Raw genomic sequence first — 13,211 nt, 5'->3', positions numbered from 1 at the left:
AGTTTTATTAACCATGCTTAAATGAATGAGGAAAGAGGTAATTCGATCAGCAGAACCGTCCCCATGATCGAGTAAGGTCTATGCATGAAAAACCACAATTCAAAGCGCATTTTAATATCCATATAGTCGGGGATGAAAAAGCGGTTTTTCTTCTGTCGGAGCTGGACTACTATGTATTGCAGGGCCGGATTTATTGCCTGCTGGCGCCGCTGCTTGACGGAAAGCACAGTGTTGATCAAATTATTGATCACCTGGCTGGTCAAGCTTCTATCGCCGAAATATACTACGCCCTGGCGCTTTTGGAGAAGAAAGCCTATATCACAGAAGCCGGGGGGGATTTTCCCCGGGAGCAACTGGCCTTCTGGTCGGCGCTAGGGGTTGAAACTCCTGCGCTTTTAGAAAAGGTAAAAAGCAATCCTGTTTCCGTAATATCCCTGGGCAATGATTCCACTGGGACTTTGCTATCAATCTTGAGAGAAATGCAACTGGAAATAGCAGAAAAAGCGGAGCTGCTGATTGTGCTGGTGGATGATTACCTGCAACCGGAACTGGAGGAATTAAATCAAAAATTTTACCGGGAAAAACAGTCCTGGATACTGGTCAAGGCCAGGGGCAGCATTCCCTGGCTGGGTCCCCTCTTTATTCCAAGGAAAACAGCCTGCTGGCAATGCCTGGCCCAACGTTTACAAAACAACCGGGATGTGGAAGAATATATCCGCCGGCAGCAGGAGCTTCAATCCCCGGTAAACATACCCCAGGGTACTCTACCGGCCACCCGCGCCCTGGTTTGGAACCTGCTGGCAGTGGAAGTGGCCAAGCAGTTGCTCAGTGGCCAGAGCCTGTTTTCCGAAAACAAGATGATTAGCCTGGATATATATAACATGAGTATAGAAAGCCATACCCTGGTAAAAAGACCCCAGTGCCCAATCTGTGGGCAAGCGGCTGATATACATAAAGCAGCCCAGCCTCCCTTGCTACAATCTACTCGAAAGCTATTTACCTTTGACGGGGGACATCGGAGCATTTCGCCGGAAGAAACCCTGCAAAAATATGGACATCATGTTTCCCCTATTACTGGTGTGGTGAAGTTCCTCCATAACCCGGTCGAAGCTGATCCCTTTCTAAAAGTGTATTACTCCGGACATAATCGTGCCGCCAAGTATGGAAACCTGGCTTTCCTGCGTGGCGGTTTGCGTTCCCAGAGTGCTGGAAAAGGCATAAGCGAGATGCAGGCCAAAGCCGGTGCCCTTTGTGAAGCCGTAGAGCGTTATTCCGGTGTATTCAGGGGAGAGGAGACCCGGATAAGAGCCAGCTACCGGGAACTGGGGGAAGAGGCGATTCATCCTAACCGGATTATGAATTTCAGCTCTACCCAGTACCTGAACCAGGAACTTTCCAATGCCAGGGAGGGCAAGTTTAACCAGGTACCTGAACCCTTTGACGAGAATCAGGAAATGGACTGGACAGCGGTATGGTCCCTAACCCGCAAAAAATTCCGCTACCTGCCTACGGCCTTTTGTTACTTCAGCCACCCGGAAAACAAAACGGTTTTTTCCTGTTCCAATGGCAATGCTTCCGGCAACATCCTGGAGGAAGCCATTTTACAAGGCTTTTTTGAACTGGTGGAACGCGATAGTGTGGCCATTTGGTGGTATAATCGTCTTCAGATGCCGGAAGTGGATTTGGCCAGTTTCAACGAACCCTTTATTCATGAAATGCAGCGTTATTATTGTCGGCATGATCGGGAAATCTGGGTTTTGGATTTAAGCAGCGATTTGAATATCCCGACATTTGCCGCACTGACCCGTAAAAGCAGCGGAGGCCAGGAGGCTATCATGATGGGGTTTGGTGCTCACTTTGATGCCCGCCTGGCTCTTATACGGGCTTTAACCGAGCTCAATCAGATGATGCCTTTTGTTCTGGAGCTGGAAAATGGCAAATGGGGGGAAGACATTATTATTGATAACGTTACCCTGGAATGGATGAAGCAAGCCACGGTGGCCAATCAGCCTTATCTGCTTCCCCATTCGGGCAAAAGCGTGCGAAAAGCCGGAGACTATAATGATTTGTCCGGGGAAGATTTCTTGAGCGATATAGAGAGCTGTCGCCAAATCATAGAGCGCAAGGGCATGGAAATGCTGGTCCTGGAGCAGACCCGGCCCGATATCGGTATAGCGGTGGTTAAGGTAATTGTACCCGGATTAAGGCACTTCTGGAAACGCCTGGCCCCCGGCCGCCTGTATGATGTGCCGGTGGAAATGGGCTGGCTTCCGCTACCCAGGCTGGAAAGCGAGATGAATCCTATTGGGATGTTTTTGTAATAAGAGAAAACGGGGAACAGGTTCCCCGTCTGGTGTTTCATCCTTCGGCTTTTTCAACCTACAGGTCGTAATATAACTCAAACTCCATGGGATGGGGGATTTCGTTAACTTTTCGGGCTTCCTTACGCTTGTTTTCAATCCATATCTCTATCAGGCGCCGGGGGAATACTCCTCCAGGAAGCAGGAATTCATAATCCTTTTCCAGGGCATCCAGGGCCTCATCCAGTGAGCGGGGCAGGGATTTTATCTGAGCCTGTTTTTCCGGCGAAAGATTATAGAGGTTCATGTCATAGGGGCCAAAGCCCGCCGCCACAGGGTCAATCTTCTTTTGCACACCGTCCAGCCCGGCCATCAAGATAGCGGAGTAAGCCAGGTAGGGGTTGCAGGTGGCATCGGAAGAGCGAAATTCAAAACGCTTGTGATAGGGACTTTTGGCGTAAGCCGGTACCCGGATTACCGCACTGCGGTTGGCGGTAGCAAAACAAACGCTTACCGGAGCTTCATAGCCCGGAATCAGACGTTTGTAAGAATTGGTGCTGGGATTGGTAAAGGCCAGCAAAGCCGGAGCATGCTGCAGGATACCGCCAATAAAGTTCAAGGCCAGTTGGCTCAGGTTGGAGTAACCACTAGCATCGTAGAATAAGGGTTCTCCGTTTTTGAAAAGGTGCATGTGTACATGCATGCCATTGCCGGCTTCGGCAAAGATGGGCTTGGGCATGAAGGTAACGGTTTTACCTTCCTGAAAGGCCAGGTTTTTAATGAGATACTTGGCCAGCATAGTTCTATCCGCCATTTCCCGCAGGGGACCAAACTCCACCTCAATTTCAATCTGTCCCGGACCACCTACTTCGTGATGATGGTATTTGACTGGAATCTTGTTTTCTTCCATCAACAGGCACATACGGGCTCTCAGATCATAGAGTATATCCTGCGGGGGAGCTACATGATAGCCGCCGTTTGCCGGAATTTTATAGCCCAGGTTCTGCTTCTCATTGTCTCCGCTGTTCCAAATAGCCTGCTTTGCATCTATGGTAAAACCGCTCTTCTGCGGGGAACATTCATAACTTACATGGTCAAAAACATGAAACTCGAATTCCGGCCCGATTCTCATCTCATCAGCAATACCGGTGGATTTCATGTATTCTTCCGCTTTGACCGCTATGCTGCGTGGGTCCTGGTCAAAACGGTAATTGTCCGGTTGAGCTATAACAAAGATATCGCCTATCATGCTGAGGGTGGGAACCGCGGTAAAGGGATCATAAACAGCGGTACTGAGGTCGGGAATAAACACCATATCGCTATTTTCTACCGGGGCAAAACCATAATTGGAACCATCAAAACCGATGCCGTATTCTAAAATTTCCGGTTTGAAGCGGCCCAAGGGAATGCTCAGGTGGTGCCACCTTCCCAGCAGGTCTATTATCTTGAAATCAATCATTCTGATAGCTTGTTCATTACAAAAATCCAATGCCTCGTCAAAACTCCCAAACACTTATAAAGCCTCCTTTGCTTTATACAACAAATACCGTGAGAATTATAGCAGATTAGTCGAACATAGTAAATATGGAGGATAAATAGTATACAATATTACCTTGGTCTCGTATAGATGGAAAATCATATCCCCTCCAGGTGATTAATGTAACTGCCATCTCCGATCCCTCACTCCTCACTTATATCAACAGAGCCGTCCCTGTGATATATCTATCTAAAAGTTAACAACTTAAGTGCCTGGCACCATTATTATGGAATAAAATTCTTCTTGAGATGGCGGTATATATACGCTTTTCGCTTAATAAAATGTACTACTCTTCGAGAAAAAATGATTAGTTCATTCTGGGGGTGAATAAACTGAAGCGTACCCGCTTAATCATTCTTATTATAATGGCTTTGCTATTACTGGGATTAGCTGCTTCAGCCCGCAGCATAGAAGAATACTATATAAAATCTCAACTGGATCCGCAAATCGAACTTCAAGCCAGTATAAAAAATATGGCCACGGTTGATAGCTATCGCTATAAGCTTACTTCATGCTTTACCGTGGCTGAACGGAAGGAGGTGATAAGTCGGGTAGAAGGAGAAAAGAGTGGTGCAAATACGCATATAAAGGGGGAGATGGTTAACACAGCTGTTGATATCTACTATATTGACCGCACTATCTACAATTACGATGCTTTTTCTAAGAAATGGCTGGTAATTGAAAGTGATACCAATAAGTCGGAGGAATTGCTCATTTCAGAACTCAATCCCCTATCCAATTTTAGATTCAAACAGATAGCTGCGGTAGAAAAGTTAAGGTTTGAAGAGGTAGATGGTGTAGAGTGTTTGGTAGTGGGCTGCAGGCCCTCAATTGAAAGCCAGTTGTTGGAAAGTCTATGGAAGAGTTTTGAGTACCGCTTATGGTTGGATTACAAGGAAAGGATGGTTAAAAAAGCGGCCTTGACAGCAGTCAATAAGAAGGCCCCGGATACCAGCTTAAACGTGATGGTAGAGTTCTCGGATTGGAATCAGAAAATTGATATTAGACCACCGGATACCAGTGATGGCAAAAAAAATTGAAAGATTATACCGGCAGGGGCTCAAGGCCCCTGCTTTTTTAGCTTTTTGCCTTAATTTTCGATTTAATTGCACCTTTCCCTTCAAGTTGTTATAATCCACTTTATAGGGAGGGATTTACATTGGATCTGGTAAAGGTTGAAGTTTTATTTGATCGGGAAACCCTGAAGAAAAAAGTCGCAGAAATGGGAAAACAAATTTCCCAGGATTATAAAGGCCGGGATTTGCTGGTTGTAGGAATATTAAAGGGCGCCTTTGTTTTTATGGCTGATTTAATCAGGGAAATGGAAGTTCCGGTGGAGCTTGATTTTATGGATGTTTCCAGCTACGGTATCTCAACGTCTTCTTCAGGCGAAGTGCGAATTGTCAAGGATTTGGAATATTCCATAAAAGATAGGGATGTTCTTATTGTTGAGGATATAGTTGACACTGGTTTAACTTTAAAATATATTTGTGAAATCTTGAGAAACAGGAATCCGCGCAGTTTGAAGATTGCCTGTCTACTGGACAAGCCATCCCGGCGAAAAACAGATATTCATCCTGATTATGTAGGATACACCATTCCGGATAAATTTGTAGTGGGTTACGGTTTGGATTATGCGGAACAATACCGGCATTATCCGGCTGTATGTGTTTTGAAACCTGCAGTTTATGAAAATTAGAGGTGGATAAATGAATAAAGAAACGGTTGTGGTACTGGATTTTGGAGGACAATATAACCAACTGATTGCCCGCCGGGTGCGAGAGTTATCGGTGTATAGCGAGATGCTTCCTTATGATACTAGCTATGAAGAAATAGTGGCTAAGAAACCTCAGGCTATAATATTGACCGGAAGTCCGGCCAGCGTTCATGGGGGTGAGGCTCCGGGTTGCGACCCCCGGGTTTTTTCCCTGGGTATTCCCGTTCTGGGTATTTGTTACGGTATGCAGTTAATGGCCGAGCAAATGGGCGGGAAGGTTCAACCCTCTTCTTTGCGCGAATATGGGCGTGCAGTTTTACAGCTAACGGGGAAGGATGAAATATTTAAAGGTCTTCCTGATGAAATGCAAGTATGGATGAGCCATGGGGATACTATTATTAGCCTGCCCGAGGGTTTCAGAATAACGGCAAGTACGGCTAATTGTCCAGTAGCAGCGATCAGTTGCCCACAGCGCCGGCTTTACGGGGTGCAGTTTCATCCCGAGGTAAGACATAGTACCTATGGTATGGATATAATAAGAAATTTCTTGTTTGAGATTTGTGGTCTTCGCGGAGATTGGGATCTTAGTGATTTTATTAGTGAAGCCATTGAGGAGATCAAAAACAAAGTAGGAAAGAAGCGAGTTCTTTGTGCCTTAAGTGGAGGTGTGGATTCTTCCGTGGCGGCCACCCTGGTACACCAGGCCGTGGGGGAGCAATTAGTATGTGTTTTTGTGGATAATGGTCTTTTAAGAAAAGGAGAAGCTAGCCAGGTAATTGATACTTTTGCCAAAGAAATGAAGATGAACCTGGTTTTTGTAGATGCAAGGGAAAGATTTCTGGCCAAACTGGCTGGAATTACTGAACCGGAGAGGAAACGCAAGATTATCGGGGAAGAGTTTATCCGCATCTTTGAGGAAGAGAAAGCTAAACTGGGAGAAATAGACTACCTGGTTCAGGGAACTATTTATCCGGACATTGTGGAGAGCGGTACCAGCACCGCACAGACCATAAAAAGCCACCATAATGTGGGAGGATTGCCGGAGGACATGGATTTCCAACTCATTGAACCTCTGCGCTTGCTCTTTAAAGATGAAGTCCGCCTGGTAGGAGAAAAGCTGGGCATCCCTGCGGAGATTCTATGGCGTCAGCCATTTCCCGGGCCTGGTCTGGGGGTAAGGGTGCTGGAAGAAGTTAGCTTTGAAAAACTGGAGATATTGCGGGAAGCCGATGCGATTGTCCGCGACGAAATAAAAAAGGCCGGTCTGGAAAGGGAAATCTGGCAGGCTTTTGCCGTTCTGCCCCCGGTAAGGAGTGTGGGTGTAATGGGGGATGCTCGTACCTATGCCTATCCCATAATTATTCGAGCCGTAATCAGCGAAGATGCCATGACGGCGGAAGTGGCGCGACTTCCCTGGGAACTCCTGGATATAATGGCGCGCCGTATTGTCAATGAAGTAGCCGGTGTCAACCGGGTGGCCTATGACATCACTTCCAAGCCTCCCGGAACCATTGAGTGGGAATAACGTGAAAAAACCCGGAAACCAGCGTGAAACCTGGACTTCTGGGTTTTTTATTTGCAAAAGCGTACCGAAAACGTAGCGTTTTTAATTTTTATGCTCTTTTTCCACCTTTTCAAGCTCCGAAATGACAGCAGCAGGAGTTTCATTTTTAGGAACCATCTGCCTATTCAGATCAGCAGCAACCTGCTCCATTTTGTTGTTGTGATGATTACCAGACTTCGGGAAAAGCAGTATTGGTATAAAGTGATTCCATTCGAGCCTTATGTCCTTCCTCCATTTTAGCCAACTCGGAAAAGATTTTTTGTTTTTCCGGGTCGGCAGAAAGAGCAGCCAAAGAATAATAAGTTTTCATCGCTTCTTCCTCTTTTTTCATAGCTAGGGCAATGGCATCAACCGGTTTTAACTCCAATGATAGGCGAGGCAATTCTACTGTTTCTGATACTTTGTAATCGCTGGCTCCAGTAAAAGAGAAAGTTTTAATATCATGTTTTAAGATCTGTTCCAGCAAAGTGCGGTGTCCTAATTCTTCTTGGGCAAATTCTTGATAAATCTTTTTTACTGAAGCATCGGTAACCTTTTCAGACACATCACGATAGAACTCGTAAGCTTCCGTTTCAGCCTCTATGGCCAGTTTCATTATCCTTTCAAATTCACTCTGATTCATCTCATTTTTCCTCCTCATATTAGATTCGTTTCTTAAGCTGCTATCTTGTATTATTAGCAAAATTATAAAAATTAAAATATGACTCCGCTGTAAAAAGTGCGGCATCTCTTTCGCTATGATGAATGAATTCTGGCACCCTGGGCAAAAATGGCATAATAAGGGGGTGTTAGATTGGAAGAATATATTAAACAACTGGCGGCAAGACTGGCCAACGAGCTGGAGGAATTAGAACAGGGAAGCAGGTTCGCGCATTTCCTGGCAGATCCGGACAGCGAAGTGAGAGAAGAGGCCCGGGAATTAAAGGAACAGGTTAGAAATCTCAGAGCTAAATTGCAGGGAATACTTTAAGGAGCCCAAAGGGAGGTTTTGCTCTAAGACATAGAGTATTCCTGGTTGAATCCTTCCTGGATTGCTATAATAAAGCAATGGAAGGAGAGGTATTGTGCTTGATATTTTGAGTGCTATGGCTCTGGGAGATTACCTGAGCCGGGGTCTGGGCCAAATAGGTTTAGAGTTTTGGCAGAATGTATCCCGCGATGCTTTTTTAAATGTGGGAATGGAGTATAAAAACAGCAATCGTTTCTGGGAACAGGTTGAGTGCCGGGAAGTGGAAAGCCTGGCCGGCAAAGAACAACGCTTTTGTGATAGTAATCGTCAGCTGGATAAAGATATCATCGCCCATTTTGGCAGTGCCACACCTGACGCCAAATATTACCTGCTACATTACGCAGCCGGCTGGGATAGCAACAGAAATGCGGTTCCCCTGCTTTTGCTTCACGGGGCTGGGTTGGATGCCACCTCGTTTTGTGATGTGTTTGCTTTGGGATATACCGGTTTGCAACAACAGTTGGTTGAACTTGGTTACAGGGTATTTGCCCTCAGCTTTTCTCATCCCCATGGGGATAATTATTACCAGGCGCTACAACTGGCAGATGCTATTTCCCGGGTGCGTGAATTGACCGGTGCTCCCCAGGTGGATGTATTGGCTCACAGTAAAGGGGGCCTGGCTGCTTGGATATATTTGGCTGGATTGGCTGCAATTCCATACAATGGTGAGGTTAGGCGATACATAATGCTGGGAACACCCAATGGGGGAACCGACTTTGCTTTTCGCAATCCCATGTTTAATTACCTTATTTATATTTCCGGCTCCAATGGGGTTATGGCCTGGGATCAAATACTTTCCCTGGGGAGTTTAGTGGATTGCAGCAAGCAGGCTATTTATCATGATGGCTGTTTTCCGGGACAGAGCCAGATGCTTGCTCGCTGGGATGAGGAATTTGCTTTAGATCCGCTACAGCAAGATTGGTGGTCTACCTATTATGGTGGGTTTGGATTAATCAGTCATTCCCGGGGGATTGATGCGGCTATACAGGACGGAGGTTATTGTATACAAAAGCTTAACCAGCATGGCTTGCCTCCAGAGATTGAGCTCGCTGTTCTGGCGGGCGATAAGCATTTCCTTAATTGTTTCCCGGGGGAAGGCAGCGCTCCCAGTGATGGACTGGTTCTGGTGGATAGTGTTCTTAATACAGATGGTTTAATGAGGGAAGGTGCTCAACTCCTGGAAAAGACCGTTCTGCCGCTAAATCACCTGGAACTTCTTTTTGCCCGCGGGGTAGGCCGCTGGGTGGACCGGCAATTGCGGGATTAAAGTGGGGGAGGGAGCAAGTTGACAGGCCAGGAATGCTTTGCTAATATCAAGGTGTAAAACTGGAAAAGAAAGAAATACGTTTTTATTTTAAAAACACGAAAGTGTGTCTAGGGTTCCGCATCTTGGTATGGTCTGGTCCAAGTGACACAGGTGCAGGATTGCACTACACCGTATAGGGATAAAAGCCCAGGTGGATAGGTTTCGGTTACGAATCCTGTCCTTCCGGGCTTGTTACTTTTTGCCTGGTTTTACTCTTGTTTTCTGAGAGAAAACCGGCAAAATAACTGGTAAATCAAGCTAACGACATCATGAATTCGTAATAAGAATTTTATAAAAAAGGAGGAATGCTAATATGCCCAGAGTGGGAATTATTATGGGAAGTGATTCCGACCTGGCTATAATGAAAGATGCTGGGGATATACTAAAAGATTTTGCTATAGAATATGAATATACGATCTGTTCGGCCCACCGTTTGCCTGCTGAAACCGCGGCCTATGCAAAGGAGGCTCGGGACAGGGGAATCGAAGTAATAATTGCCGGAGCTGGTGGTGCCGCACATCTACCTGGAGTAATTGCCTCTTATACTCTGCTTCCGGTTATCGGGGTTCCTGTAAAAACCAGCAGTCTTTCCGGGGTAGACTCGCTTTACTCCATTGTGCAAATGCCCCGGGGAATCCCTGTAGCTACGGTAGCCATCAATGGTAGTGCCAATGCGGCCCTCCTGGCCTTGCAGATTTTAGCCCTTCATGATGAAAGCATTTGGCAGCACTTGCAAGAATATCGAAATAAAATGGCCCGGGAAGTTCGGGAAAAAGACCAGAAGTTGCAAGACCTGGGCGCCGATGCGTATTTGAACATAAAAAAATAGATTTGCAGTGACATTAACCTTAAAAAGGGGAGTCCAAAATGATTGAAAGGTATACCCTGAGTGAAATGGGAAGGGTATGGTCGGAAGAGAATAAACTTAAAAACTGGTTGAAAATCGAAATTGCCGCCTGTGAAGCCTGGGCTGAATTAGGTAAAATACCGTTGTCAGCCGTAGAGATAATTAGAGAACGGGCAGCTTTTAAGCTGGATAGGATTAAAGAGATTGAAGCCGAGGTTCATCACGATGTAATCGCATTTTTGACCAATGTAGCCGAATTTGTAGGAGATGAGTCCAAATATATCCACCTGGGCATGACCTCTTCAGATATACTGGATACCGGACTGGCTTTACAGATGTGCGAATCTGCCGATTTAATTCAGGACAAGCTGGAAAAACTACAAAGGGTAGTAGCCGAAAAAGCTATCCGCTATAAGTACAGTCTTAATATTGGCAGAACACACGGGGTACATGGTGAACCCAGTACCTTTGGCTTGAAGATGGCCCTATGGTACAGTGAAATTAAGCGAAATATCCTGCGTTTGGAACAGGCCCGGGAAATAATATCCTTTGGCGCCATATCGGGAGCGATGGGCAATTTTGCTCATCTGGACCCTCGGGTAGAAGAGTATGTTTGTCACCAATTAGGGCTCAAACCCTGCCCAGTTTCTACCCAGGTAATACAACGTGACCGGCATGCTCAGTTTATGACCACTCTGGCCATTATTGCCAGCTCTTTGGAAAAAATGGCCACGGAGATTCGCAATCTGCAGAGAACTGAAATTTTAGAGGTGGAAGAACCATTTCGCCAGGGACAGAAGGGCTCCTCGGCCATGCCTCATAAACGTAATCCCATGATGAGTGAGCGAGTTGCCGGTCTATCAAGAGTTATACGGGGCAACGCTTTGGCCGCCCTGGAAAATGTGGCCCTCTGGCATGAAAGAGATTTGACCCACTCTTCGGTAGAGAGGATTATCATTCCGGATAGCTGTATTTTACTGGATTATGTTTTAGAAAAATTCCGCGCGGTGGTTCAAGGGTTGGTGGTCTATGAAGAAAATATGTTGGAAAATATGAAGAAAACCCAAGGACTGGTGTTTTCCCAGGAGTTGATGCTGGCCCTGGTAAAAAAAGGTCTTTCCCGCGAAGAAGCTTACCAGTTGGTACAGAGAAACTCTATGAAAAGCTGGCAAGAAAGGTTGGACTTTAAAACTCTGGTTGAGAAGGACACTGCGATAATGCAGCTGCTCTCCCATGATGAAATCGAGGGCATATTTGATCTCTCTATTTACCAGGCCCAGGTAGATTACATTTTTAAACGCTGTGGTTTGGACTGCTGGAATTAGGGGACGATTATTAGTCGAGGCTGTATCTTTTGCCTGCTGGTAGAATCAACTTCTGTAAGTTAAGGAGGAACATTGGATGGGAAGGCAATGCCTGTGCAACCCTGAGTATTTAGATGTTGCAAGAATATGGGGGGAGGAAATAGATTGCTGGAGGAAATAAAGGATTTGGAGCTGCTTTCCACATGCCATGCTGAAGACAAATTCCACGATGAATGTGGGGTCTTTGGAATATTTCTAAATGAATATGAGGACGATTGTGAAGCCGCCCGCACTACTTTTTACGGTCTTTATGCCTTGCAGCATCGAGGCCAGGAGAGTGCGGGTATAGCTGTTTCCAATGGTCATGAGATTCAACTGCATAAAGGCATGGGACTAATAACCGAGGTTATAAAGCCGGATCATATTAAGAAACTTAAAGGCCGCCTGTCTATCGGCCATGTCCGTTATTCCACCACCGGGATGAGTAATGTGGTAAATACTCAGCCTCTGGTATTTCATTATTTGAATGGAATGCTGGCCTTAGCCCATAATGGGAATCTGGTGAATACAGTGGAGCTTAGAAAAAGGCTGGCCACCTATGGCTCCGTTTTTCAAACAACTAGCGATACTGAGGTGGTGGCTAACCTTCTGGCCAGGTACTCCCAGGATAATAAAATAGAGGATGCTTTGGCCCGGTGCATAATGGATGCGAAGGGGGCTTTCGCTCTCCTGATAATGACTGAAGACCGTTTGGTTGGGGTACGAGATCCGATGGGTATTCGGCCTCTTTGCATAGGGGAGCTCAATGGCAACTATATACTGGCCTCCGAATCGGCAGCCTTGGATACAGTGGGGGCCACATTAATCCGCGATGTAAATCCCGGAGAAATAGTGGTAATAGACCAGGATGGATTACATTCCCGGCAAGTTATCGACTCGCCTCGCCGGGCCCATTGTATTTTTGAATATATCTACTTTGCCCGGCCTGATAGTACCATTGACCAGGTAAATGTTTATCAGGCCAGACGAGAGATGGGTCGACAGCTGGCCCGGGAGTGCAATATTGATGCCGATATGGTTATTTCCGTACCGGACTCCGGCACCTCATCGGCCCTGGGTTATGCTGAAGAAGCGGGCTTGCCTTTTGAAGAAGGACTGATGAAGAACCGCTATGTGGGACGCACCTTTATTCAGCCCACCCAGAAGATGAGGGAACTGGGGGTTAAACTGAAACTCAATGCTATTGAGGAAGTGGTTTGCGGCAAACGTATAATAATGGTTGATGATTCCATAGTTCGGGGAACCACCAGCAAGAAGATCGTGCAAATGCTGCGTGAAGCCGGAGCCACCGAGGTGCATATGGTGGTGGCTTCCCCTCCCACCCGTTTTCCCTGTTATTATGGAATTGATACCTCGCGCCGGGAGGAGCTTATCGCCAGTACCATGGACGAAACGGAAATTGAAAAGTTTATTGGCGCTGATAGCCTCCACTATTTGAGTATGGAAGCTATGTTTGCCGCCATGAAAAGCAGTGAAGATACTTTTTGTTCCGCCTGTTTCAGTGGTAAATATCCTATGGAGATAGAGACCTGATAGCAACAGGGGAGAGAAGAACCATCCCTCTGTG

General features: G+C 46.2%; 11 protein-coding genes. 9 read left to right on the top strand and 2 right to left on the bottom strand.

What is annotated here, in order from left to right; translation table 11 throughout:
* Positions 1–80 precede the first annotated feature (80 nt).
* Positions 81–2,321 carry a TOMM precursor leader peptide-binding protein gene (locus tag SWOL_RS09250; protein ID WP_011641181.1) on the top strand — a complete coding sequence of 747 codons (2,241 nt, stop codon included), beginning with the start codon at positions 81–83 and terminating at the stop codon, positions 2,319–2,321.
* Between the two features lie 58 nt (positions 2,322–2,379).
* On the opposite strand, the gene glnA is transcribed toward SWOL_RS09250, so the two are convergent.
* On the bottom strand, positions 2,380–3,813 hold the full coding sequence (gene glnA, locus SWOL_RS09245) for a type I glutamate--ammonia ligase (RefSeq protein WP_011641180.1): 1,434 nt from the start codon (positions 3,811–3,813) through the stop codon (positions 2,380–2,382).
* A 347-nt stretch (positions 3,814–4,160) separates the two neighbouring features.
* Between glnA and SWOL_RS09240 the strand changes: the two genes are divergently transcribed.
* The 3 genes from SWOL_RS09240 to guaA all read left to right on the top strand — a co-directional run bounded on the left by SWOL_RS09240 (position 4,161) and on the right by guaA (position 7,079).
* A complete protein-coding gene (locus SWOL_RS09240; protein ID WP_011641179.1) occupies positions 4,161–4,877 on the top strand; it encodes a hypothetical protein in 717 nt (238 codons plus the stop codon).
* Positions 4,878–4,996: 119 nt separating this feature from the next.
* Positions 4,997–5,536 carry a hypoxanthine phosphoribosyltransferase gene (gene hpt / locus SWOL_RS09235; protein ID WP_011641178.1) on the top strand — a complete coding sequence of 180 codons (540 nt, stop codon included), beginning with the start codon at positions 4,997–4,999 and terminating at the stop codon, positions 5,534–5,536.
* A 10-nt stretch (positions 5,537–5,546) separates the two neighbouring features.
* Positions 5,547–7,079 carry a glutamine-hydrolyzing GMP synthase gene (guaA, locus tag SWOL_RS09230; RefSeq protein WP_011641177.1) on the top strand — a complete coding sequence of 511 codons (1,533 nt, stop codon included), beginning with the start codon at positions 5,547–5,549 and terminating at the stop codon, positions 7,077–7,079.
* Between the two features lie 205 nt (positions 7,080–7,284).
* Here the strand turns inward: guaA and SWOL_RS09225 are convergent, their stop codons facing one another.
* Complete coding sequence (locus tag SWOL_RS09225; RefSeq protein WP_011641176.1) at positions 7,285–7,740, bottom strand: ferritin-like domain-containing protein; 456 nt, start codon at positions 7,738–7,740, stop codon at positions 7,285–7,287.
* Between the two features lie 171 nt (positions 7,741–7,911).
* Here SWOL_RS09225 and SWOL_RS14375 point away from each other — a divergent pair, with 171 nt between their 5' ends.
* The 5 genes from SWOL_RS14375 to purF all read left to right on the top strand — a co-directional run bounded on the left by SWOL_RS14375 (position 7,912) and on the right by purF (position 13,177).
* On the top strand, positions 7,912–8,088 hold the full coding sequence (locus SWOL_RS14375; RefSeq protein WP_011641175.1) for a hypothetical protein: 177 nt from the start codon (positions 7,912–7,914) through the stop codon (positions 8,086–8,088).
* A gap of 94 nt (positions 8,089–8,182) precedes the next feature.
* A complete protein-coding gene (locus SWOL_RS09220; RefSeq protein ID WP_011641174.1) occupies positions 8,183–9,394 on the top strand; it encodes an esterase/lipase family protein in 1,212 nt (403 codons plus the stop codon).
* Between the two features lie 352 nt (positions 9,395–9,746).
* The gene (gene purE, locus SWOL_RS09215; RefSeq protein ID WP_011641173.1) at positions 9,747–10,262 is read left to right on the top strand and encodes a 5-(carboxyamino)imidazole ribonucleotide mutase; all 516 of its coding nucleotides are present in this window, start codon (positions 9,747–9,749) and stop codon (positions 10,260–10,262) included.
* A gap of 38 nt (positions 10,263–10,300) precedes the next feature.
* Positions 10,301–11,605, top strand: coding sequence for an adenylosuccinate lyase (gene purB, locus SWOL_RS09210; RefSeq protein ID WP_011641172.1), 1,305 nt, complete (start codon positions 10,301–10,303; stop codon positions 11,603–11,605).
* A 126-nt stretch (positions 11,606–11,731) separates the two neighbouring features.
* Entirely contained in the window at positions 11,732–13,177 is a 1,446-nt protein-coding gene (gene purF / locus SWOL_RS09205) for an amidophosphoribosyltransferase (protein WP_081424834.1), read from the top strand.
* The last annotated feature ends 34 nt before the right edge of the window (positions 13,178–13,211 follow it).

This window comes from Syntrophomonas wolfei subsp. wolfei str. Goettingen G311 (assembly GCF_000014725.1).
Taxonomy (GTDB): Bacteria; Bacillota; Syntrophomonadia; order Syntrophomonadales; family Syntrophomonadaceae; genus Syntrophomonas; species Syntrophomonas wolfei.
Note: the sequence above shows the minus strand (reverse complement) of the source record. Positions and strands in the feature narration are given on the sequence as shown.

Bases quoted from the DNA above. Each gene is read 5' to 3' on its own strand.
- SWOL_RS09250 (WP_011641181.1), top strand. From the start codon at position 81: ATGCATGAAAAACCACAATTCAAAGCGCATTTTAATATCCATATAGTC.
- guaA (WP_011641177.1), top strand. From the start codon at position 5,547: ATGAATAAAGAAACGGTTGTGGTACTGGATTTTGGAGGACAATATAAC.
- SWOL_RS09225 (WP_011641176.1), bottom strand. From the start codon at position 7,740: ATGAATCAGAGTGAATTTGAAAGGATAATGAAACTGGCCATAGAGGCT.
- purE (WP_011641173.1), top strand. From the start codon at position 9,747: ATGCCCAGAGTGGGAATTATTATGGGAAGTGATTCCGACCTGGCTATA.
- purB (WP_011641172.1), top strand. From the start codon at position 10,301: ATGATTGAAAGGTATACCCTGAGTGAAATGGGAAGGGTATGGTCGGAA.
- purF (WP_081424834.1), top strand. From the start codon at position 11,732: ATGGGGGGAGGAAATAGATTGCTGGAGGAAATAAAGGATTTGGAGCTG.